This is a genomic window from Nocardioides sp. NPDC051685 (assembly GCF_044453405.1).
Taxonomy (GTDB): Bacteria; Actinomycetota; Actinomycetes; order Propionibacteriales; family Nocardioidaceae; genus Nocardioides.
In genome coordinates this window covers 97,831-120,255 of record NZ_JBITCR010000006.1, presented here as the reverse complement: position 1 = coordinate 120,255, position 22,425 = coordinate 97,831, and the positions used below count along the sequence as shown (strand labels likewise).

Here is a 22,425-nt window from a genome sequence, read left to right as displayed (position 1 = left end):
CCTAGTGCGTGCTGACGGCGGGCTTCCGTAACCGCGTAGGCTGGACACATGAGTCAGACCCCAGGTGGCCCCGACGAGCCGGAGGAGCCGGAGAACCCCTTCAAGGGCACGCCCTTCGAAGCGTTCTTCGGTGGTTTCCCCATCGGCGGCGTCGGTGGTGGCCCCGGCGGCATGCCTGACCTGAGCCAGATCTTCGGTCAGATCCAGTCGCTGCTACAGCCCTACGACGGCCCGCTGAACTGGGACGTCGCGATGGACCTCGCCCGCAAGGTGGCCGCGTCCACGCCCGACCCGACGCCTTCCCAGAAGCAGAAGGACGCGGTCGCCGACGCGATCCAGCTCGCCGACCACTGGCTGGAGGAGACCACCTCGTTCCCCTCCGGCGTGAAGTCCGCCACCGCCTGGTCGAAGGCCGAGTGGCTGGTCAACACGCTGGACGCGTGGAAGCCATTGATCGAGCCGGTCGCCGCCTCGACCGCGTCCGCGATGAGCGGTCAGCTTCCCGAGGAGATGAAGGCCCAGATGGGCCCGATGATCGGGTTCGTCGGCAAGGCGATGGGCGCGTTGTACGCGAACCAGGCCGGCACCGGCCTCGGCCATCTCGCTGGTGAGGTCATCTCCGTCTCCGACATCGGTATCCCGCTCGCCGCGCCCGGTCAGGCCGCGCTGCTGCCGGTCAACATCGAGCCGTTCGCCGAGGGCCTGGGCGTCAGCACCGATGACGTGCTGCTCTTCCTGGCCCTGCGCGAGGCCGCCCACCAGCGGCTCTTCGCCGGCGTTCCGTGGCTGCGTGACCACGTGGTCTCGGCGGTCACCGACTACGCGCAAGGCGTCGAGCTCAACATGGAGGCCATGCAGCAGCGGATCGAGGAGCAGATGCGCGGCATCGACCTCTCCGCGATGCAGGATCCCTCCCAGCTGCAGAACATGTTCGAGGAGGGCATGTTCGAGGTGCCCGACTCGCCCGTGCAGAAGGCTGCGCTGGAGCGGCTCGAGATCGTGCTGGCCCTGGTCGAGGGCTGGGTCGACGAGGTCGTCGCCCTGGCCACCGCCGACAGGATGCCGGTCGCGGCGCAGCTGCAGGAGACCGTACGCCGCCGCCGGGCTGCCGGCGGTCCGGCCGAGCAGACCTTCGCGACCCTCGTCGGTCTCGAGCTGCGGCCGCGCCGGCTGCGGGACGCGGCAGCTCTGTGGGGCTCGCTGCGCACGCGGCAAGGAATCGAGGCCCGCGACGGTGTCTGGATGTCGCCGGCGCTGCTGCCGACGACGGCCGACCTCGACGACCCCCTCGGCTTCCGCGAGGGTGCCGAGGCGCCCGACGTCGACTCGATCGACTTCGACGCGGAGCTGAAGAAGCTGCTCGACGGGGACGACTCCGACAGCTCGGGCGAGGAGTGAGCCTGCACGCTGACGCGCTCGCCACCCTGCGAGCGTGGGCGGCGCCGTCCGCTCCCCAGGAGAGCTTGCGGCAGCGTTACGTCGCCCATCTCGGGGCCGAGCCCGCCGGAGTCTTCAAGTCGTGCGTCCCTGACCATCTGACCGCCTCGTGCGTGGTGCTCTCCGACGACGGTTCCTCGGTGCTGCTGACCCACCACCGCAAGGCGCGGCGCTGGTTCCAGTTCGGTGGTCACCTCGAGCAGAATGACGAGACCCTGTGGGCGGCCGCCGCGCGCGAGCTGCGTGAGGAGTCCGGGGTGCCCGACCTGGTTCCGCTGCCCGGGGTTGTTCAGCTCTCCGAGCACGCAGTCCCCTTCTGCGCTCCCTCCGGGGACGTCCACCATCTCGACGTACGCTTCCTGGCCGTCGCTCCCGCCGGCGCGGTTCCGGCGGTGAGCGAGGAGTCCCTGGACGTACGTTGGTGGCCGGTCGACGGCGTCCCCGACCCCGATCCGGACATGGTCGAGCTCATCAAGCTCGCGCAGGCGCGCCTCTAGCGCACGCGCGAGCCGGCCGGGGCCGTCCCGAGCGCGGTGTGGGCGGTGGGCCGCCGGTTGGCGGCGAGGGCAGCGGGTGGTTCGCCCGCGTACCTGACGGTGTCGCGGGTCAGGTGGCTCTGGTCGGCGTAGCCGTGGCGGGCCGCGACCTCCGCGACGGGCAGGCGGCCGAGATCGGCGGCGGCCCGCTCGAAACGTACGACGCCCGCGGCTGCCTTCGGGGTGAGCCCGACAGCGCGTTGGAAGGCGGTCGTGACGTAGCGATGGCTCCAGCCGGTCTCGGCCACGAGGTCCCGGATCCGCGCCTGACCTCCGGACTCGGTGATCCGGTCCCACAGCCAGGACACCAGCGGATCGGCGGGGTCACCGGCTCGCGCCAGCAGGGCGGACTGGACCAGAGCGAACCTCTGCCGCCACGTACCGGACTCTGCCAGCTGCTCCGAGAAGGACGGCCCGAGCTCGGGGGCCAGATCCTCGACCCTCACAACCCGGCCCGCGATCTCCCGGCCCGGGACGCCGAGCAGCCGGGTGACGCCGAGCGGTGTCAGATAGACCTGCACGCACGCGTGGCTGCGGCCGGACCGGGTCGAGACCGGCCCAGGCATGAAGCCGGAGAGGAACGACCCGTAGGTCCCCGTCCCCTCCCCCGCGGCGACGTCGACGATCTCGAACGGGTCGCCGAAGGAGAGCACCAGCGGCAGCAGCGTCCCGGCGGGCTGGCACCGCTGGAGCGGCGCTGCCGACTGCTCGCGGAACCCGACGACGCCCGCCACCAGACCCCGCAGGCCCGGGTGGGTGGGCAGTCGTACGATCTCGCGGGTCACACCCGTCATGCTCCGATCATCGTCGGTCGATTTCTTTCAAGCCAGCCGATTCGGTCAGAGCGCAGGCTGTGGTCATGCGAAAACTTGCGATCGTGGAGTTCCTGAGCGTCGACGGGGTGATGCAGGGGCTGGGCTCCCCCGACGAGGACCGGGACGGTGGTTTCGAGCACGGCGGCTGGGGCGGACCGTTCGGCGCGGCCCTCGGGGAGGTCCTCTCACCCGACGTCGGCGCCCAGACGTCCGCCTACCTCTTCGGGCGGCGGACCTACGAGAAGATGGCGGCCTTCTGGCCGACCCAGCCCGACACGGACCCGATGGCAGCGAGCCTCAACTCCACACCGAAGTACGTCGCGAGCCGCACGCTCGGCGACCTGGACTGGAGCGGCGCGACCGTGCTCGCAGGCGACGTCGTCGAGGCCGTGGGCGACCTCAAGGCTGACGGTTCAGGAACCGTCGTCGCGCTCGGCAGCGGCGACCTCGTCCGTCAGCTGATGGCTGTCGGCCTCGTCGACGAACTGCGGCTGTTCGTGCATCCGCTGCTGCTCGGCACCGGTAAGCGGCTCTTCGGCGACCTGCCGTGGCCGTGCTCGCTGCGTCTGGAGGACATCGCCTCGACGAGTCTCGGCACGGTCGCGCTCACCTACACCGTGGGTCAGTCGATCTCTTCGACGTCGTCGTCCTCCTCGCCCGGAGGGGCGGGGAGCTTGGCGGCGGCCGACCAGCCGGCCAGGTAGCCCTTGGCGCGCTCGGCCTGGGGGTAGCGGTCGACCCAGGCCCAGAAGGCCTCGTTGTGCTTGGCCTCGAAGAGGTGGGCGAGCTCGTGGACGAGCACGTAGTCGACGACCCAGGTCGGCATGCCGCGCAGCCTGTCGCTGAGCCGGATCGAGCGGTCGTTCGGGGTGCACGAGCCCCAGCGGCTGTTCTGGTTGTCGACCCAGCGCACGGAGCGCGGCTTGGCCAGACCGCCGAAGTATTGGTCGCTCAGAGCGGCCGATCGCCGCATCAGGTCATCGTCACTGGGCTTGCGACGTCGCTCGGCCTTCTCCAGGCGGGCGACCATCTGCTCGACCCACTCGGCCTCCTCACGCTGCGACATCGCGGCCGGGATCATCACGATGATGCGGTCGCCGTCGCGGTAGGCAGAGACCGTACGCCGACGCCGCTTGCTGCGTCGCACCTCGATCTCCGGGCCGTCCATGGGTCAAGAAACTACCTGTTCGCCCAGGCCAGGAGGCGTTCCCGCGGCCAGGTGTTGATGATCCGTTCCTCTTCGATACCCGCCGTTTCGGCTCGTTCGCACCCCAGCACGAGGAAGTCGAGCTGCCCCGGGGCGTGTGCGTCCGAGTCGATCGAGAAGAGGCAGCCGATGTCGCGAGCGAGCTCCAGGAGCTTGGTCGGCGGGTCTCTCCGCTCGGGTCTGGAGTTGATCTCGACCGCGACCTCGTGCTCCGCGCACGCCTCGAAGACCTTGCGCGCGTCGAACTGGCTGCCGGGCCGGGTGCCGCGGTTCCCGGTGACCAGCCGGCCGGTGCAGTGGCCGAGCACGTTCATCCTGGTCGTGGAGACGGCCGTGACCATCCGCCTGGTCATCTGCTCCTTGTCCATCTTGAGCTTGGAGTGGACGCTGGCGACCCGCAGCTCGAGCTTGGCGAGCATGTCGTCGGTCTGGTCGAGGCTGCCGTCGTCGAGGATGTCGACCTCGATCCCCTTCAGCAGGGTGAAGCCGTGTCCGGCGAGGTGATCGTTCACCGCGTCGACGACACCGAGCTGACGTTCCAGGCGGGCGGCGCTGAGACCGTTGGCGACGGTCAGGCGGGGACTGTGGTCGGTGAGCACCAGGTATTCGTGGCCGAGCTCGATCGCCGTGAAGGCCATCTCCTCGATCGGTGAGCCGCCGTCGGACCAGTCGGAGTGACTGTGCAGGTCACCCCGGAGCCTGCTCCGCAGCCCCTGCCCCGCTCCATCGGAGGTCAGCGGACCGCCATGGACGCGCTCGGTGTCCTGCAGTCGCTGCGGAATCTCGCCACGCGCGGCCTCGGTGATGACCTTGGCCGTGCTGGCGCCGACCCCGCTCAGCTCGGTCAGGGTGCCCTCCTCCGCCCGGCGGCGTACGTCCTCCTCGGAGAGGGGAAGGATCGCGGCCGCCGCGGTGCGGAAGGCCTTCACCTTGTAGGTGTCCTCGCGGCCGCGCTCGAGCAGGAACGCGATCCGACGCAGGGCCGCGACGGGGGACAACGCCTCGCCAACCAAATCTTCCTCCAACTATTTTTCTCGTCCACAGCCGGTGCAGAATGATTTTCCCAGGTCAACGTCTGGATTCAACCGATCATTCTCCATCTGATCACCCTGGTTTCCCACAGGAAAGCGCGTGTCTTCCACCGGATGTCCCCAAGCAAAGCGGGGTTGTCCACATCTTGTCCACAAGGGTCGCGGAGTGGGACGTTGACGCGCTCCCTCATCCTCTTTAGGTTCGATGTCAGTGGGACCCCCGGCGCCGCCGGACGGCCTTCGCAAGGGGAAGGCGAAGGACGATCCAGGCACCGGGGGTCCCTCCATTTCTCGGGTCGCCTCGCAGACCTTCGATGCGTCCTCGAAAGCCCCGAATCCCCCGGTATGACGCCAACACGCCGACACTCGCTTGATAGCCCGTGTTGCCGCCGCGAGCGCCGCGTGTCGTAGGGTCGAGTTGGCTCGTCATGACGAGCTTCCGGCGGGCTTCCCTGACAACCCCGTCGCGACGACCAGTTACACAAAGGCAAGGAGGCCGTCATGGCGGAGACCTGGAGCGGCGAGTTCTACTGCGTGAAGTGCAAGGAGAAGCGCGAGGCGACCGGTGAGATCCGGGTGAACGACAAGGGCACCAAGATGGCCAAGGCCGTCTGCCCCGTCTGCAGCACCAACCTCAACCGCATCTTGGGCAAAGCCTGACCACTCAGTTCATCCTGAGCCCACGCGGCGGCGTCCCCGGCATGTCCGGCGGCGCCGCTGCCACGTTTTGCCGAGGCGTCAGCCCCGTCGGCCGAAGCGTCAGCCCCGTCGGCCGAAACGTCACCCGAGTGCCAACTCGGCCGACGCGCGTGACGCCTCGGCAGGTTATCCACAGGCCCTGTGGATTGTCGATGCAGGGATTCCCAGCCGGTGTGAGACTCCCCGGCATGAGCACGCACTACCGGATTCGGCCGGGATATGTGGCCGTACGACGTGATGAGAACCGACTCCAGATCGGCATCGACCCGCCGCGGCGGGCGATCGTGCAGGACGGCGTGGAGGTACGCCGCCTGCTGACCGACCTCGCCGCGGGCCGAGCGGTCGAACCCGACCATTTGCCCGGGCGGCACGCGATGCAGCAGCTCGGCAACGCCGGCCTGCTGATGGACGCGGACGGCGCCGAGCCGCCACCGCGGGTGGGCTTCGACGGCCCGCCGGCGCTGGTCTCGGCCGCTCGGGCACTGACCGGATCAGCCACGGCGGCGTCCGGTGACCCGGAGCTCGTCCTACTGCTCTCCGAGGGACCGCTGGATCGCGAACGCGCCGACGAGCTGGTGCGCGAGGGCCGGGCGCACCTCTCCGTCGAGAGCGGCCCGGACACCTGGACGGTGGGCCCGCTGGTCGTGCCCGGTGTCACCGCCTGCCTGCGCTGTCTCGACGCGACGCTCGCCGAGGAGGACGAGCGACGTGCCGTGGTCGTGAGCCAGCTCGTCGGCAACGAGGTGCCGGGCGACGCACTGCTGCAGTCCCTGACGCTCTCCTGGGCAGTACGCGACGCCCGCACCTACCTGGCCGGGCGCACACCGGCGTCGTGGTCGGCGTCGGTGATCCTGACACGCGACGACGCGCCCACCATCCGGCCGTGGCTGCGACATCCCTACTGCGGCTGTGCCTGGGACCTGATCGCCGCGGCCAGGGTCGACGGAGGCGAACCGGCTTGACCAACGCCGACACGTCCAGGCACCCTTGCGGACATGGTCACGAAGAGCGCGCTGCGACGACGAGGCATGGGTCTCTGACCCCGCCCTCGCGTCAGCCTGCCCTCTTCACCTCCTAGGACCCTCTCGTGCACGAGCACACTCTTGCCCTGTCCGCACACCTGCAGAACGCCGTCGTCGCCTGCTTCGGCAGCGCCTACGCCGGCATCGACCCCGAGCTGCGGCCGGCCACCCGGCCCGAGTTCGGCCACCTCCAGTCCAACCTCCCGCTGCGGCTCGCCGGTCCGCTCGGCCTACCTCCGCGGGAGATCGGCACCCGCCTGATCGACGCCGTCGACATCGGCGACATCTCGACAAGCTCGATACATCGCCTCGGCACCCTCGAGCTCGCCGGTGCCGGGTTCCTCAACCTCACCTGGTCCCCCGGCGTCCTCGGCGCGGTCGTCCAGGAGCTGCTGAGCGACCCGCACCTGGGCGTACTCGTCCCCGAGGCCCCGAAACGGGTCGTCGTCGACTACTCCTCCCCCAACGTCGCCAAGCAGATGCACGTCGGCCACCTGCGCTCCACGGTCATCGGTGACTCGCTGGCCAGGGTGCTGGCCTACGCCGGCCACGAGGTCGTGCGGCAGAACCACCTCGGCGACTGGGGCACCCAGTTCGGCATGCTGGTCGAGGAGCTGCTCGGGGAGGGCCTCAGCGACCCGACGGCGGTCGCCGGCCTGGACATGACCGAGCTGCTCGCGCTCTACCAGCGGGCCAAGGCGCGCTTCGACGACGACCCGGGCTTCGCCGACTCCGCCCGGCGGCGGGTGGTGGTGCTGCAGTCCGGCGACCCGACCACGCTCGCGCTCTGGCAGGCGCTCGTCGATGCCTCGATGACAGAGTTCGACGCCACCTACAGCCGGCTCGGCGTACTCCTGACCGATGACGACTTCGACGGCGAGAGCCGCTACAACCCGCAGCTCCCCGGAGTCGTCGAGGACCTGCGGGCGCTGGGCCTGCTGACCGAGTCGGCCGGAGCGCAGGTCGTCTACCCCGACGGCTTCACCGGCCGCGACGGCGCGCCGCTGCCGCTGATCGTGCGGAAGGCCGACGGCGGGTTCGGGTACGCAGCCACCGACCTCGCCACGATCCGGCACCGCGTCGATGACCTGGCCGTCGACCGGGTCGTCTACGTCGTCGACCACCGGCAGAGCCAGCACTTCGACATGGTCTTCGCCGTCGCCCGCGCGGCCGGCTGGCTGCCCGACTCGGTCGAGGTCCAGCACATCGGCTTCGGCACCGTGCTCGGCCCCGACGGCCGGCCTTTCAAGACCCGCTCGGGCGAGACGGTCACACTGACCTCGCTCCTCGACGACGCCGAGGAAGCCGTCGCCGCGCGCTACGACAACCCCGAGGTCGTACGCGCCGTGGCCAATGCCGCGGTGAAGTACGCCGACCTCTCCAACCACCTCGCCCGCGACTACGCCTTCGACCTCGCCCGGATGTCGGCCACGACCGGCGAGACGGGCCCGTATCTGCAGTACGCCCACGCCCGGGTGTGCAGCATCCTCGCGCAGGCCCCGGGGGCGACGTACGTCATCGGCACCCTGACCCACCCGGCCGAGCAGCGGCTCGCGCTGGAGCTGGCCGGCTTCGCCCAGGTGGTCGCCAAGGTCGCCGAGACCTTGGAACCGCATCACCTGACCGCGTACCTCTATGGTCTGGCGACCGCGCTGACGGCGTTCTACGAGAACTGTCCCGTGCTCAAGGCGAAGGACGAGGTCAGGCAGACCCGGCTCGCGTTGTGCGAGGCGACCCGGCGAGTGCTGTCAGATGGACTCGGGCTCCTCGGCATCGAGGCGCCACAACGGATGTGACTGTGTGTCTAGGCCCACCAGTCGGAGTCGAGCTTGGCTTCCATGGAGCGCACGTGGCGCCGCGAGCAGGCCTCGCAGAACGCCTTCGAGCGCCCACGCTCAACCGCGGTGGTCCATGCGAGGAGGCGGTGGGGATCGGCCTCGTAGCATCCGCAGAAATCGCAGGTCTTCATGTATCAACGATAGGTCGAAATCCTGCGGTTCCGAGGGCGCAACACCGAAATTCTGCGTCACCTGATTGTCAGGGCCGTGTTACGTCCGGGCGGGCAGCACACAGGTGCTGTCGAGGCCCAGAACACGGTTGAGCCGACCGAACGCCAGCCACGACCCGAGGCACATGCTCAGCTCGACGATCTCGGGATCGGTGTAGTGGGCCGACATCCGATCCCAGAAGTCCTGGTCGATGCCGTGATGGTCGATCGCATAACGCTCCGCGAACTCGGCGGCGAGCCGGGTGCGGTCGTCGAAAGCGTCCGTCGTACGCCAATCCTCGACCGCCTCGGCGAACGACTCCTCGACCTTCTCCCCGTCTCGGTCGGTGCGCCAGTCGAGGCAGAAGACGCACCCGTTGATCTGGGCGATCCGCAACCGGGCGGCCTCGAACTCGCGGAGCCCGAGCGTGGTGTGCTCGTAGACCGCGAGCGAGAGACCGGCAGCGGCCGGGCCGATCCCGGGCACCATCTCGCCCCAGACGTACGTGATCGGGTCCTGCCCCTCGGGGATGTCGATGATCATGCGGTCACGCCTTCCTGGGCGGCCTTGGCCGCGCCGAGCCTGCCGGTTGCCGGACGCAGCGGGACGTCGAGTGCGTCGTAGAGCCCTGGGCCCGCGTCGATCAGCCACTCGATCGCGCCGACGAGCCGTCCGACCGCGGTGGCGTTGCCGCCCGCCGCCCGATTGCCGGCCTTGTCCGTCGCCTCGACGGTGACCTCGATGCGCGGGTCGCCCTCGATGATCACCCGGTGGGCTCCGTCGCCGTCGGGCGGCGTCGGCCAGTGCGGGGCGCAGGAGGGATGGATGCGAGTGACGTGCTCGACGACGATGAGCGGCTCGCCGGCGACGATCCCCTGGACCTCGAAGCGCACCGCGCCCTGGGTGCCCTTCTCGAAGTCACCCATCGACGCGGTGGTCACGGTCTCGTCCAGCGGCAGCCGCTCGACGGTCTCCCGGATCTCGTCGAGCTCGACCTCGAGCCCGCGTGCGATCAACCGGACCTGGCCTCCCCACACCATGGTCGGCACGGTCTCCATGAGCATCGGGGCGTCGTAGTCCATCGGCTGGCCCATCCCGACGAGATAGCGGACGGAGTCGGGCTGGTCGTAGGTGGAGTAGTCGAAGATCTCCTGGCACCGGACGACGTCCACGGTGCTGCCCAGGCCGCTGACCAGCAGCGGCAGCACGTCGTTGCCCCACCCCGGGTCGACACCGGAGACGAAGAGGGACCCTCCGCCCTCGGCGATCGCGGCCAGCACCGGCTCGCGCATCTCCGGCGGAGCGTTCCGCTGGTCGTAGAGCGCGTAGAGCGCGGGCGTGACGACCACCGCACCGGTCCCGACCGCTCGCACGATGTCGGCGAGCGCCTCGTCCGGACGGATGTCGCCGGACGCGGCGTACACGATCGCCTGCGGACGCGTCGCGAGCACCGCGTCGATGTCGTCGGTGGCGGCGACGCCGAGGCGATGTATCGAGCTTGTCGAGATGTCACGGCCGAGCTCCCCCAGCTCGCCCGCGTCGCGACCGACCTTCCCCGGGTCGTGGACGAGCACGCTCGTCAGCTCGAGTCGTGGATGTGCCTCGACCGCCCGGATGGCGAGCCGGCCGACGTTTCCCGTGCCCCACACGCATGCGGTGACCATGCGACCTCCCTGTCGATGTGTCTTGCCGGTCCTGATGAATGTTGCGAATCCCCTGACACCCCCACCGGCATACTAGAACATGTTCTAGCAATCAGTGATGAAAAGGGAGGTCATCTTGAGCAACACACCACGACAGGACCGCTCGCGAGGTCTGTCACGCCGAGGATTCGTGCTCGGCGCGGGTTCACTGGCTGGGGTCGGGATGCTGGGAGGAGCATTCGGCACCCCCACATGGGCGGCCGCGGCGCCGTCATCGATCGGTAACGGCGAGCAGGTGCCCGTGCTGGTCATCGGCACCGGGTACGGCGGCTCGGTCGCGGCCCTGCGGCTGGCCCAGGCCGGCATCAACGTCCACATGGTCGAGATGGGCCAGGACTGGGCCACGGTCGCACCAGGCCCGGACGGCAAGATCCACCCGAAGGTGAGCGCGCCGGACTATCGGTCCTTCTGGATGCGTACCCGCACCAAGCAGCCGCTCAGCAACTTCCTCGGGTTCCCCATCGACAAGGACGTCCCGAAGTACGCCGGCATCCTCGATGCCGAGGACTTCGCCGGGATCTCCGTCTACCAGGGGCGCGGCGTCGGCGGCGGCTCGCTCGTCAACGGAGGCATGGCCGTCACCCCGAAGCGGGAGAACTTCGCCAGCATCCTGCCCTCGGTGGATGCCGCCGAGATGTACGCCACCTACTACCCGCGCGCCAATGCCGCCCTCGGCGTCGGATCGGTCGACCCGGACTGGTTCGAGCGGACCTCCTACTACCAGTACTCCCGCGTCGGCCGGAAGCACGCCCAGCGCTCCGGCTTCGCGTGGACGTTCGTCCCGGACGTCTACGACTGGGACTACATGGTGGCCGAGGACAACGGCAGCGTGCCGAAGTCGGCGCTGGCCCAGGAGGTCATCTACGGCAACAACTACGGCAAGAAGACGCTGCCGAAGACCTATCTCGCTCAGGCCACCGCCACCGGGAAGGTCTCGATCTCCTCGCTGCACCGAGCCACGTCGGTCCGGCCCGCCGCGGCCGGCGGGTACGACGTCGTCCTCGAACAGATCAACACCGCCGGCGACGTCGTGGCCACGAAGACGGTCAACGCGGGCAAGGTGTTCTTCGCGGCCGGCAGCGTCGGCACCAGCAAGCTGCTGGTGAAGCTGAAGGCGACCGGCGCACTGCCCGCGCTGAACAGCGCGATCGGCCAGGGCTGGGGTGACAACGGCAACGTGATGGTCGGACGCGCCAACCACATGTGGGACCCGACCGGTGACGTGCAGTCGACCATCCCGTGCTCGGGGATCGACAACTGGGACGCCGGTGGCGCCTTCGCCGAGGTCGCGCCGCTGCCCGCCGGGCTCGAGACCTTCGCGTCCTTCTATCTCGCGATCACCAAGACGCAGCGCCGGGCGGCGTTCAGCTACAACTCGACGACCGGCGCGGTCGACCTGTCGTGGCAGACCGCCTGGAAGCAGGACTCGATCACGATGGCGAAGACGATCTTCGACAAGATCAACAAGACGGAAGGGACGATCTACCGGACCGACCTGTTCGGCACCAACAAGATCTGGGGCGACCACCTGACCTACCACCCGTTGGGCGGCGCCGTCCTGAACCAGGCGACGGACAACTACGGCCGACTGCACGGTTACGACGGTCTCTACGTCATCGACGGCTCGCTCATCCCCGGCAACACCAGCGTCAACCCGTTCGTCACGATCACCGCTCTCGCGGAGCGGAACATCGAGAGGATCATCGCCACCGATCTCTGATCGGTCAGGGAAATGTAGGACCGGCCGGTCCGAGGGTTTCTCGGACCGGCCGGTCATCTTCCACACCCGCGATCAGAGGGGTGAGGTCTGGGGTCCCATGGGGGACTTACAGCGCGCGGGCAAGAGCCAGCTTCGCCTGGACGGCGGCTCGCTCGGCCTTGCGGCCCAGGCGAGCGGCCTTGACGAGGGCATGGCCTCGCCGCAGTTCACGCGCCTCTCCCAGGCGCGCGGCCATTTGCGCGCGCGCCAGGTCTTCGTAAAGCAAGTTCATCTGAGTGCTCCGTACTCGGTTGGTGTTCATGTCTGTGAGATCTCCTGCTGGTCAGCGGGCTCCGGCGCCCATGGTCATCACGATCGTGTTCATAGCTGTTGCCTCTCGTCGTTGAAACGGCTGCTGGTGTTGATGGTGTTCGGTGCTCAGGCGGCGTCCTTGCGGGGCCGGCCACGGGGCCGCTTGCGGGGGATCACCTTCCCCTGCAGGAGCAGCTGGCCGCCCCAGACGCCCCAGGGCTCACGCCGGTCGAGGGCGCCGGCGAGGCAGAGCGGCTGCACGGGGCAGGTCGCGCAGAGCGCCTTGGCGAACTCGACGTCGGCAGGAGACTCGGCGAACCACAGCTCCGGGTTGTTGGCCCGGCAGGGCAGCATGTCCTCGTCGTAGCGGTTGGCGCGGTCATGGAGAACGCCGAGTGCGACCTCGGGCTCGAGAATGCTGGTCATATGTACACCTCCTTTGTGACTGATCGCGGGTTTTGAGAAACAGAAAGGCCGCGGATCCCGGGTTTCGGGTTCCGCGGCCTGGAGGCTGCTGTGACTACGTGGTTCTACGTAGCCGGACAGCTCCAGGCTCGAATCCCGTGGGACTTGACCTTGATGGCATCCGCCTGCGGGGACACGAGTCCCTTGACGCGCATGCCGTAACCAGCGCCCATAAAGGCGCCGGCAGCCGGGGTGGCCCAGGTCGGGCTGGACAGCTCGGGGTGGCCGCACGCGGACATGGCGATGCCATTGATCGGCGTCTTGATCTGGTTGATCTTCACTGGGGCCACCTCCTTCGGGGCTGTCGGGCGCGCTTCAACAGCGCGCGGCTTTACTTGATGGAAGAACACTAACCGGCCGGGCAGGTGGGCCGCAAACGATTAAACCCGTTGATTTCGAGGAATTTCCGTGAAGGACTTTTACGCCTCGGCGGAGATCACCTGAAGGACTTCCGAGCCGTACGTCTCCACCTTGCTGCGGCCGATGCCGGCGATGCGCTGCAGATCCTGGAGGGTGCCCGGCTTCTGCTCGGCGATCTGCTCCAAGGTCGCATCGGTGAAGACGACGAACGCGGGCTTGCGGATCGCCTCGGCGGTCTCCTTGCGCCACTGCTTCAGGCGGCCGTAGAGCTGCTCGTCGTAGGGCGCGTCGCAGCCCTCGTGACGACCGATCCGCTTCTCGGCGGCCGAGCCGAGCGGCCCGCCGCAGGCCTTGCACATCCGCGCCTTGCCTGAGCCCGGACGTCGCGCCGGGGCCGTGGACCGCGCCGGGCGCAGCGGGTCGAGGAACCGCGACGGCCTGCGGCGCGCGGCCTGGCCCGGCTGGCGCGCCAGCGCCCAGGACAGGGTCAGGTCCACCCGCGCCCGGGTGAGGCCGACGTAGAGCAGCCGCCGCTCCTCCTCGATCTCGGCGGGAGTCGGCTCCTCACCACGCAGGATGAACGGCATCGTGCCGTCCTGGAGGCCGACCAGGAACACCGAGTCCCACTCCAGCCCCTTGGCGGCGTGGAAGGTCGCCAGAGTCACGCCCGACGGGACCGGGGCGTGCTGCTCGGCCGCACGGCGGTCGAGCTCGGCGACGAGACCGGCGAGGTCGCCGCCGGCGGCGGCGAAGGCGCGCGCCTGGTCGATCAGCGCCTGCCACGACTCCCACCGGTCACGGGTCTGCCCGCGTCCGTCCGGCGGCTCCGAGGTCCAGCCCATCCCGGCCAGGATGCCGTGGACGGACTCCAGCAGCTCGTCACCGATCACGGCCCCCTGGCCGCCGCGCGCCGCGCCCCGGATCCGGGTCACCGCCTCGCGGACCTCGGGCCGATCGAAGAACCTGGCGGCGCCGCGCAGGACATAGGGGATCCGGCGCGCGGTCAGCGCGTCCTCGTACGCCTCCGACTGGGCGTTGATCCGGAACAGGATCGCCATCTCGTTGTAGGGCTTGCCGGACTGGTGCAGGCGCAGGATCTCGGCGGCGACGCCCTCGGCCTCGGCGACCTCGTCGGGCTGCTCGACGTGCTCGACGGCGGGCCCGGCGTCGCGCTGTGCCTGCAGCTGGACACCGGCACTGGGCGTACCTTCCAGGATCTTGTTGGCGGCCTTCACCACCTGCGGCGAGGAGCGGTAGTTGCGGACCAGCTCGACCGAGGTGGCCTCGGGGTGCTTCTTGGTGAAGTCACGCAGGTAGGTCGCGTCGGCACCGGCGAAGGTGTAGATCGTCTGGGCCGGGTCACCCACCACGCAGAGCTCGCTGCGCCCGCCGAGCCACAGGTCGAGCAGCGCCGACTGCAGCGGCGACACGTCCTGGAACTCGTCGACGGTGAACCACTTGTATTGCCGCCTGACCTGCGCCGCGACCCGCTCGTCGTGCTCCAGGAGCCCGGCGGTCAGCAGCAGCACGTCCTCCATGTCCATCCGTGCCTGGGTGCGCTTGACGTCCTCGTAGGCGGCGTAGATGTGTCCCACCATCGACGGGGTCAGCCCGCCGACCTCCCGGCCGCGGGCCTCGGCCGACTTCGGGTAGTCGTCGGGGTGGACGTTGGAGACCTTCGACCACTCGATCTCCGAGGCCAGGTCGCGCGCCTGGGCCTGGTCGACGTTGATCCGCTGACGCTGGGCCGCCGCCCGGATGAGCGGGATCTTCGACTCGGTCAGGTTCGGCAGCTCGGTGCCGTAGACCTTCGGCCAGAAGAACCGCAGCTGACGCAGGGCTGCGGAGTGGAACGTCCGCGCCTGGACCGAGCCGGCTCCCATCGCACGCAGCCGCTGCCGCATCTCCCCCGCGGCGCGGGTGGTGAAGGTGACCGCCAGGACCTCCTGCGGCGCGTAGACCCCGGTGGCGACGCCGTAGGCGATCCGGTGGGTGATCGCCCGGGTCTTGCCGGTCCCCGCACCCGCCAGCACCCGGACCGGACCCCGCAGCGCTTCCGCCACCCGGCGTTGCTCAGGGTCGAGGGCGGCGAGGAGAGACTCGGGGGTCATGGGCGGGAAGAACTCCTCGGGGTGGGAACGTTGTGCCTTGCGGCCAAGACTATTGGCTCGCACCGACAGTTCAGATGAGGAGAGCCCCCCGATGAGCAGCTTCACGATGTACACCACCCCCTGGTGTGGATACTGCCAGCGACTCAAGGGACAGCTCGGCCGCGAGGACATCACCTTCGACGAGGTCGACATCGAGCAGGTCCCCGAGGCCGCCCAGATCGTCGAGCAGGTCAACAACGGCAACCAGACCGTGCCGACGCTCGTCTACGCCGACGGCACGGCGATGACCAACCCGTCGATCGCTCAGGTCAAGGCCAAGCTCGCCGAGCTGGTCTGACGCCGGTCACCACGAGTCGGGAAGCTCGCCGCCGTACCACTCCTCGACCAGCGACCGGCTGATCGAGATGCCGCTGGGCAGCTTGATCTCACCGCTCTCGGCGACCGCGGCGAGCTCCGTGCGCGTGAACCAGCGCGCCTCCCGGATCTCGTCCGCGTCGACCGTGATCTCGGTCGACGCCGCACGGGCGAAGAAGCCCAGCATCAGGCTGGCCGGCAGCGGCCAGGGCTGGTTGCCGAAGTAGTCGACCTGCCCGACACGTACGCCGACCTCCTCGGCGACCTCACGACGGACCGCGTCCTCCAGCGACTCCCCCGGCTCGACGAAGCCGGCGAGGGTGGAGAAGTTGGGCGCGGGCCAGCGGGTGTGGTTGCCGAGCAGGCAGCGCTCCTCCTCGGACCCGGGCTCCCCCGTCGTCACCAGCATGATCACCGCCGGGTCGGTGCGCGGGAAGGTCGGATGTCCCTCCGCGCAGGCCAGCTCGTGACCGGCCGCACGCGGCTCGAGCCTGCCGCCGCAGCGCGCGCAGAACCGGGTCGCCCGATGCCACTCGGCCAGCCCGATCGCGTGCATCAGGAAGCTCGCCTCGGTCGTGTCGGCGAGCATCGCGGGGAAGAGCCCCCGCAGGTCGCGCCACGTCTCTCCGGCCCCCTCCCGTCCGGTGAGCACCGCGAACCTCGCTCCGTCAGGGGTGTCGCCGAGGAGCAGCCGGATCCCGTCGGGAGAAGCCGCAGGCGTACGCCACCTGACTCCGGTCTCGCCTGACGGCTCGACCCTGTTGCCGGCGACCACGAGGACCTTCGTGGTCTCGTCCGACCAGGCTTTCTCGACCCAGCCGTCGTCGGCGCGCAGATGGCCCGACCGATCGTGGGGGTCCTGGGTGATTCGCAGATGGATGGGCAGCTTCGGGGAGTCCACCCGTCAAAGCCTAGGAGGTGGGTATATGTTCCGCCGCGTGGATCGGTTCTGGCGTATCGCCGCTGTCGTCTCCGTCGTGGTCGCTCTCGCGATCAACGTCTACATCGCCTGGGGCTCCAACCTCTCGTTCATGTACGACGAGATCGGCACCGTCATCCACGGGCGGACCGTCCTCGGACTCGACTCGCCGCAGCTGAACACCCCCGGCTACTACCCCGGCTGGGGCGTGCTGCTGGCGCCGTTGTGGCTGGTCACCTCGAATGTCTTCACGTTCTACAAGATGGCGATCGTCGTCGGCCTGGTCATCAGCATGCTCACGATCTGGCCCCTCGCCCGGGTCGCGGTACGGCTCAGCGGCGTCACCCCGGCACAGGGCGTGGTCGCGGGTGCCATCGTGATGGCCCTGCCGCCACGCGCGATCCAGGCCGACTACATCCTCTCCGAGCGGCTGGTCACGCTGCTCGTCGTCGTGGCGACCCTGGTCGCGTTCCGGCTCTGGGAGAGGCCGACCTACCGCGGCGTACTCCTGCTCAGCCTGCTCACCGCGTTGGCGCTCTTCTCCCACGCCCGGATGCAGGTGTTCGTCGCCGCGGTCGCACTGTGGCTGGTCTTCTTTCTCGTACGCAGGTGGCAGATCGCCCTCGTCGGGCTGGTCGCCACCGGCGTGCTCGCCGTGCTCGCCAACAAGGCCGCGCTCTGGTTCCACGCGCAGCTGGTGCCGTGGAAGTTCATCCAGGCGCAGGGCTTCTTCGAGAAGGTCTCGCAGGCCAACCCGCGATACTGGGTCGACACCTTCGCCGGCGAGGCCTGGACGCAGATGATCGGCAGCTTCGGCGTCGTCGTCGTGGGCCTGGTGGTCGTGATCGGGCTGGCTTGGAAGGAGCTGCGTACGAAGCAGGTCGGGCCGGCCGGGTTCGTGCTGATCGCCGCCGGCTCGATGTACGTCCTCAGCTGCCTGAACTGGGGCAACGAGTACTCCCTGTTCACCATGGAGTGGCGCCGCTTCGACTACTGGATCTACGGGCGCTACATCGACCCGGTCTTCGCGGTCCTGGTGCTGGCCGGGGTGTGTGCCGCGATCCAGGCCGTACGCTCCCGGGCGGTCCTGGTCTGGACCTGGGTGATCGTCGCCGGGATCTCGCTGGTCATCATCCTCGTCGTCGCCCCCGACGCGCCCACCTGGGCCTACACCACGCCGGCGCACATCCCCGGCGCGATCCCCTGGTGGTGGGCTCTCCCCGACGGACAGTTCCCCCAGCCCGGTCCGATCCCGTCGTTCACCAACGACAACCGCTTCTGGTTGATCGCCACGTTGTGCGCCCTGGTGCCGCTGGCCATCTGGACCCTCCTCGCGGTCGTGCCGAAGATCGGCGACCGGGTGCGCTCGGTGGTCGTCACCGCGCTCGTCCTGGTCGTGGGCACCGCCGCCTCGGCCACCGGCGACGTGGCCTCCGACAAGTTCCACCACCACTTCGACCACGCCACTCCGGTCGTCGGCGAGCTCCGCTCGATCCTCGCCGAGCACCCCGACGCGGTCGTCGCCTACGACGAGCACTGCCCCCGCCGCCCGGGCTCGAAGAACTCCGAACGCAACTGGCTGATGTGGTGGATGCTTCCCACCATCGTCAAGCGGCAGTGGGAGTGGGAGTGGGGCGACGACATCGTCTTCTCGTGCCCGAACGGTGAGCCTTCCTTCGTCACCGGTGCCGTGATGCTGCGCGAGCGGCCGTTCCCGCTTGCGACCGTCTGGATCCTTCCTGGGGATCTGCTCGACTCGTTGCGGGAGTCGGGGGAGTTGCCGGAGGTTGCTCGGACGGTGAAGTAGCTTCGCCGTGATGGCCGCCGGCCGGTGCTGTTGTTTGGGGCTGGTCTGGGCCGCCGACCCTGTCCTCGAGTGTTTCTCGACCTGCCCCGGAGTAAGGGACGGCCTGCGGCCGCCGGCTTCGCCGGCCGCTTCGCGGTCATCTCGACAAGCTCGATACATCGCCTTGACACCGGACCATGTCGAGAAAGACTTGGCTGGCTATCAGGGGCGGCGGCCCCAGTGTGGCCGCGGGACAGTCGCTCCTCGGAGGCAGACGCCCCACGGTGAACGAAAATTCATTCACCCCTGCGGAAGACGACGCTCCCCTGGGGGAACGAAAATTTCTTCACCTGGCAACCCCGCTATGCCGGCAACGACCGCCCACCTTGCCGAACGAATTTTCGTTCACCTCGTCCGCCCACCGCACCACGGCGGTCTGGCGTGAACGAAAATTCATTCACCCCGCCGACCCCAGCCAGCCGAAGCCCCGCCCCCTATGTGAACGAAAATTCGTTCACCCGTCAGGTCCCAAGCCCCTACCCAACCCACATCGCCGCGCCAGACCCCTGCCGCCGACCCGATAGCCAGCCAAAATTTCTCGGCGGATCCCGGTGTCAAGGATCGCCGAAGGCGACCGGCGAAGCCGGCGGCCGAAGGCCGTCCTTTACTCCGGGAACCGGCGAGAACACCCTCCCGTAACGGGTCGGCGGCAAACACCAACCACAAAAAGAAAGCAACCGAAGGGCGCCGAAGGAACGCGCTAGCGACCCCCGCCCAAGAGACCCTCCAACTCCCCCCTCCCAGGAAGCGAAGCAGGCTCGACCAGACGACCGGATCGCACGTAATAGAACGCCGCCCGAACCCGCGACAACGGCACCCCCATCAGCTCGGCCCAGCCGAGCCGGTAGAGCGCGAGCTGGAGCGAGTCGGCGTTCTGGGCCTGGTTGGTCTTCCAGTCCACGATCAGGAAGCTCCCGTCGGGCTCCTGGTAGACCGCGTCGATCCGGCCGCGTACGACCTGACCCGCCAGGACGATCGCGAAGGCGGCCTCGACCCGGAACGGCGGGCGGTCGGCGAACGGACCCTGCTCGAAGGCGGCGATGACCTCTTCGAGACCGGACTCGTCCTCGATACCGTGGTCGGCGCGACCGGGTAGGTCGTCGGGGTCGAAGAGGTCCTGCTGACCGAAGCGGGCCTCGACCCAGGCGTGGAACCGGGTCCCGAAGCGGGCCTGGGAGGACGGCTTGCGGGGCATCGGGCGGACCAGGTCGGCGGCGAAGCCGAGCGGGTCGTCGCGCAGCTTCGACATGGCGGTGGCCGACAGGGACGAGGGCAGCGGTACGACCACTTCGGGGGCGCGCTCACGCGCTGCCTCGGTGAGCAGTCGTTCGATCTCCTCGTCCCACTGGTTCACCGTCTCGAGCAGGGTGAGATCGTCGAGATCGTCGGGGCCAGGGCCCACCTCCCGGACCAGCCTGGCCGCCTCCAGACGACGCTCCACCTCAGGGGTGTGGTGGTTGATCGGCCAGGGCAGATCTACCTCCTGGGCGGCGTACGGGCTCTCCTCCTCGCCCTTGACGACGACCTCGGCCCAGCGGTCTGGCTTGGCGCCCCACTGGAGCAGCGCCTCGCGGGTCTTCTCCACGTAGACCGACGGTCCGCGCCCCTCCTTCAGCGAGGGTGACCAGCGCCAGCAGGAGACGAACTGGATGTGGCGGGCGCGGGTCCAGGCGACGTACGCCAGTCGGAGCTCCTCGACCCGCTCGTGCTCCTTGCGCTCGGCGAGGAGCTCGTCGATCGAGTCGGCGTCATGGCCGTGGAGCTGCGGCAGGTCGTCGCGGTCGCCGCGGAGCGCGGCGGGCATGACCGAGGGGACGGTCAGCCACGAGGAGCGCGTCTGGCCGGTGGGGAACTTCTTGTGCGTCACCCCGACCAGGAAGACGACGTCCCACTCCAGCCCCTTGGCTCGGTGGACGGTGAGCAGCTTGACCGAGTCGGCCTCCGAGGGCGTGGCGACGTCGAGACCCTGGCCGTATTCGTCCTCCGCCTCCAGGTAGGCCAGCAGCGCGGCGAGGGTGACCTGGCCGTCGAGACCCTCGAAATCCGCGACCGCTTGGACGAAGAGGTCGAGGTTGTCGCGCCTGGCCGAGGCTGCCGGAGAGACCGAGGCGGCCAGCTCGACGTCGATGCCGGTGACGTCGATGATCCGCCGGACCAGGTCGAGGAGCGGCTCGTTGACCGCCCGGCGCAGCCCGCGGAGCTCCTCGGCGAGCATCTTGAAGCGCTCCCTGGCCTGCGGGGAGTAGTCGTAGTCGGAGGGGTCGCCGGGATCCTCCAGCGCATCGTTTAGCGAGGGGATCTCGGTGGGGTCGGTGCCCTCGACGGCCGCCTCGAGCTGTCGCTCGATGTCGGCGAACTCCTCCGCACCACCGACGACACCGGCGAGGTCACGAGAGCGCCGTCCGAGGATGGCCAGGTCGCGCGGCCCGATCGCCCACCGCGGACCAGCGAGCAGCGTGAGCAGCGCGGCATTGGCGGTGACATCGTGGAGCAGTTCCATGGTGGCCACGACCTCGGCCACCTCGGGCAGCCGGAGCAGCCCCTTCAGGCCGACGATCTCGACCGGGATCTCACGAGCGGTGAGCGCGTCGAAGACCGCCGCGGCCTGCGAGTTGTCCCTGGTCAGTACGCCGATCTCCTTCCACTCCCCGACCGCCTCATGGGCCTCGATCACCTTGTCCGCGAGCCAGAGCAGCTCGTCGTCGTACGTCTCGTGGACATGCACCCGCACCTCACCGTCGCGCGCGCCCTCGGCGGCGACCAGACGCTCCTTCTCCCGGCCCTCGTAGAGCTGGGCGGCCAGGTGGTTGGCGGTGTCGAGGATCCGCGCGTCGGAACGTCGGTTGACGGTCAGGGAGTACGCCGGACGATGCCCGTCCTTCGTCGGGAAGTCGCGGCCGAATTCGAGGATGTTGCTCACCGAGGCGCCGCGCCAGCCGTAGATCGCCTGGTTGGGGTCGCCGACGGCGGTGACGGGATGTCCGTCGCCGAAGAGGCGGGCGAGCATCTGGGCCTGGGCGACCGAGGTGTCCTGGTATTCGTCGAGCAGCACCACCTTGAACTTCCCGCGCTCGATCTCGCCGACCTCAGGGGTCTCCACGGCCAACCGGGCGGCCAGCGCGATCTGGTCGGAGAAGTCCATCAGCCCGAGCCGGTCCTTGAGGCGCCGGTAGCCGTCGACCAGGTCGAGCAGCTCGTAGCGCTTGTCGATCGCGTCGATCGCCTTCTCGACCTTGGTCAGCTTGGTCTTGACGCGCTTCCCGTCGGCGAGCTGGGCGTTGAGATCGGCGACCTCGAGCGCGAACAGCGACCGCTCGTTGCGGTCGTAGGCACGCAGGGTGGCGGGGTCGACGAGGTGCTCGGAGAGCTCGGAGTCGAGCGCGAGCAGCTGCTGCACGGCCAGCTTCGGGTAGTCGGTCAGCTTCTCTACCGGGTGGGTGTGCCGGGCCACCGCCCGCGCGGCGAGCTGGTAGCGGGTCGCGTCGGCGATCAACCGGGTGTCGGGCTCGTGGCCGATCCGCAGCCCGTGCTCGGAGAGCAGGCCGGACGCATAGGAGTGGTAGGTCGCGACCGTCGGCTCGGTCGGCTCCTCCTCGTCCTCACCGGGGCGCGGCGGGCCCTCACGCCGCTCGGGCCACAGGCCCGCCTTCTGCAGCGACTCCCGGATCCGGGTGGCCAGCTCGGCGGTCGCTTTCGTGGTGAAGGTCAGACCGAGCACCTCACCCGGGAGTACGCGGCCGGTGGCGACCAGCCAGACCACCCGAGCGGCCATGACCGCAGTCTTGCCGGATCCGGCGCCGGCGATCACCACGGCCGGCTCCAGCGGAGCCGTGATCGCCCGGAACTGCTCCTCGCTGTAGAGCCAGTCGTGGCCCATCAGCTTGGCGAGCTCCTCAGGGGTGTCGATCCTCATGGCTGGGT

General features: G+C 69.2%; 21 protein-coding genes. 9 read left to right on the top strand and 12 right to left on the bottom strand.

Annotated elements, in window-relative coordinates:
• The first annotated feature begins 48 nt into the window (after positions 1-48).
• Both ACIA03_RS18610 and ACIA03_RS18605 read left to right on the top strand, forming a co-directional pair.
• Positions 49-1,398: a zinc-dependent metalloprotease gene (locus ACIA03_RS18610; RefSeq protein WP_396985150.1), complete on the top strand. Its 1,350-nt coding sequence runs from the start codon at positions 49-51 to the stop codon at positions 1,396-1,398.
• Positions 1,395-1,934 carry an NUDIX hydrolase gene (locus ACIA03_RS18605; protein WP_396985148.1) on the top strand — a complete coding sequence of 180 codons (540 nt, stop codon included), beginning with the start codon at positions 1,395-1,397 and terminating at the stop codon, positions 1,932-1,934. Before ACIA03_RS18610 ends, ACIA03_RS18605 begins: the two co-directional genes overlap by 4 nt.
• Here ACIA03_RS18605 and ACIA03_RS18600 read toward each other — a convergent pair.
• Complete coding sequence (locus ACIA03_RS18600; RefSeq protein WP_396985146.1) at positions 1,931-2,767, bottom strand: helix-turn-helix domain-containing protein; 837 nt, start codon at positions 2,765-2,767, stop codon at positions 1,931-1,933. The two genes, ACIA03_RS18605 and ACIA03_RS18600, sit on opposite strands and share 4 nt — an antisense overlap.
• 65 nt (positions 2,768-2,832) lie before the next feature.
• Between ACIA03_RS18600 and ACIA03_RS18595 the strand changes: the two genes are divergently transcribed.
• On the top strand, positions 2,833-3,492 hold the full coding sequence (locus tag ACIA03_RS18595) for a dihydrofolate reductase family protein (RefSeq protein ID WP_396985144.1): 660 nt from the start codon (positions 2,833-2,835) through the stop codon (positions 3,490-3,492).
• Here the strand turns inward: ACIA03_RS18595 and ACIA03_RS18590 are convergent.
• Both ACIA03_RS18590 and ACIA03_RS18585 read right to left on the bottom strand, forming a co-directional pair.
• Positions 3,411-3,956 (bottom strand): M48 family metallopeptidase, encoded by a 546-nt coding sequence (locus tag ACIA03_RS18590; RefSeq protein ID WP_396985142.1) that lies wholly within the window; start codon positions 3,954-3,956, stop codon positions 3,411-3,413. The genes ACIA03_RS18595 and ACIA03_RS18590 overlap by 82 nt on opposite strands.
• Positions 3,957-3,967: 11 nt before the next feature.
• Entirely contained in the window at positions 3,968-4,993 is a 1,026-nt protein-coding gene (locus ACIA03_RS18585; RefSeq protein WP_396985140.1) for a PHP domain-containing protein, read from the bottom strand.
• Between the two features lie 534 nt (positions 4,994-5,527).
• On the opposite strand from ACIA03_RS18585, the gene ACIA03_RS18580 reads away from it, so the two are divergent.
• The 3 genes from ACIA03_RS18580 to argS all read left to right on the top strand — a co-directional run bounded on the left by ACIA03_RS18580 (position 5,528) and on the right by argS (position 8,543).
• On the top strand, positions 5,528-5,686 hold the full coding sequence (locus ACIA03_RS18580; RefSeq protein WP_091051197.1) for a DUF5679 domain-containing protein: 159 nt from the start codon (positions 5,528-5,530) through the stop codon (positions 5,684-5,686).
• Between the two features lie 227 nt (positions 5,687-5,913).
• Positions 5,914-6,687 carry a hypothetical protein gene (locus ACIA03_RS18575; protein WP_396985138.1) on the top strand — a complete coding sequence of 258 codons (774 nt, stop codon included), beginning with the start codon at positions 5,914-5,916 and terminating at the stop codon, positions 6,685-6,687.
• A gap of 158 nt (positions 6,688-6,845) precedes the next feature.
• Positions 6,846-8,543, top strand: a complete 1,698-nt coding sequence (gene argS, locus ACIA03_RS18570) for an arginine--tRNA ligase (protein ID WP_396985677.1) — start codon at positions 6,846-6,848, stop codon at positions 8,541-8,543.
• Positions 8,544-8,551: 8 nt separating this feature from the next.
• Here the strand turns inward: argS and ACIA03_RS18565 are convergent, their stop codons facing one another.
• From ACIA03_RS18565 to ACIA03_RS18555, 3 genes are all read right to left on the bottom strand, one after another.
• Positions 8,552-8,716, bottom strand: a complete 165-nt coding sequence (locus ACIA03_RS18565) for a hypothetical protein (protein ID WP_008364206.1) — start codon at positions 8,714-8,716, stop codon at positions 8,552-8,554.
• A gap of 79 nt (positions 8,717-8,795) precedes the next feature.
• Complete coding sequence (locus tag ACIA03_RS18560; RefSeq protein ID WP_396985135.1) at positions 8,796-9,278, bottom strand: carboxymuconolactone decarboxylase family protein; 483 nt, start codon at positions 9,276-9,278, stop codon at positions 8,796-8,798.
• Positions 9,275-10,399 (bottom strand): dihydrodipicolinate reductase, encoded by a 1,125-nt coding sequence (locus tag ACIA03_RS18555; RefSeq protein ID WP_396985133.1) that lies wholly within the window; start codon positions 10,397-10,399, stop codon positions 9,275-9,277. Before ACIA03_RS18555 ends, ACIA03_RS18560 begins: the two co-directional genes overlap by 4 nt.
• Positions 10,400-10,514: 115 nt before the next feature.
• Here ACIA03_RS18555 and ACIA03_RS18550 point away from each other — a divergent pair, with 115 nt between their 5' ends.
• Positions 10,515-12,158: a GMC oxidoreductase gene (locus ACIA03_RS18550; RefSeq protein ID WP_396985131.1), complete on the top strand. Its 1,644-nt coding sequence runs from the start codon at positions 10,515-10,517 to the stop codon at positions 12,156-12,158.
• 106 nt (positions 12,159-12,264) lie between these two features.
• On the opposite strand, the gene ACIA03_RS18545 is transcribed toward ACIA03_RS18550, so the two are convergent.
• The 4 genes from ACIA03_RS18545 to ACIA03_RS18530 form a co-directional block, all read right to left on the bottom strand.
• The gene (locus ACIA03_RS18545; protein ID WP_231380176.1) at positions 12,265-12,429 is read right to left on the bottom strand and encodes a hypothetical protein; all 165 of its coding nucleotides are present in this window, start codon (positions 12,427-12,429) and stop codon (positions 12,265-12,267) included.
• A gap of 146 nt (positions 12,430-12,575) precedes the next feature.
• On the bottom strand, positions 12,576-12,875 hold the full coding sequence (locus tag ACIA03_RS18540; protein WP_396985128.1) for a WhiB family transcriptional regulator: 300 nt from the start codon (positions 12,873-12,875) through the stop codon (positions 12,576-12,578).
• A 104-nt stretch (positions 12,876-12,979) separates the two neighbouring features.
• Positions 12,980-13,195, bottom strand: a complete 216-nt coding sequence (locus ACIA03_RS18535; RefSeq protein WP_396985125.1) for a hypothetical protein — start codon at positions 13,193-13,195, stop codon at positions 12,980-12,982.
• A gap of 138 nt (positions 13,196-13,333) precedes the next feature.
• Entirely contained in the window at positions 13,334-15,385 is a 2,052-nt protein-coding gene (locus ACIA03_RS18530) for an ATP-dependent DNA helicase UvrD2 (protein ID WP_396985123.1), read from the bottom strand.
• Between the two features lie 91 nt (positions 15,386-15,476).
• Here ACIA03_RS18530 and ACIA03_RS18525 point away from each other — a divergent pair, with 91 nt between their 5' ends.
• Positions 15,477-15,722, top strand: coding sequence for a mycoredoxin (locus ACIA03_RS18525; protein ID WP_396985121.1), 246 nt, complete (start codon positions 15,477-15,479; stop codon positions 15,720-15,722).
• Positions 15,723-15,728: 6 nt separating this feature from the next.
• On the opposite strand, the gene nudC is transcribed toward ACIA03_RS18525, so the two are convergent.
• Complete coding sequence (gene nudC, locus ACIA03_RS18520; protein WP_396985119.1) at positions 15,729-16,640, bottom strand: NAD(+) diphosphatase; 912 nt, start codon at positions 16,638-16,640, stop codon at positions 15,729-15,731.
• Between the two features lie 37 nt (positions 16,641-16,677).
• Between nudC and ACIA03_RS18515 the strand changes: the two genes are divergently transcribed.
• Positions 16,678-18,465 carry a hypothetical protein gene (locus tag ACIA03_RS18515; RefSeq protein WP_396985117.1) on the top strand — a complete coding sequence of 596 codons (1,788 nt, stop codon included), beginning with the start codon at positions 16,678-16,680 and terminating at the stop codon, positions 18,463-18,465.
• A gap of 739 nt (positions 18,466-19,204) precedes the next feature.
• Here ACIA03_RS18515 and ACIA03_RS18510 read toward each other — a convergent pair.
• Positions 19,205-22,417 carry a UvrD-helicase domain-containing protein gene (locus ACIA03_RS18510; RefSeq protein WP_396985115.1) on the bottom strand — a complete coding sequence of 1,071 codons (3,213 nt, stop codon included), beginning with the start codon at positions 22,415-22,417 and terminating at the stop codon, positions 19,205-19,207.
• Between the last annotated feature and the right edge of the window lie 8 nt (positions 22,418-22,425).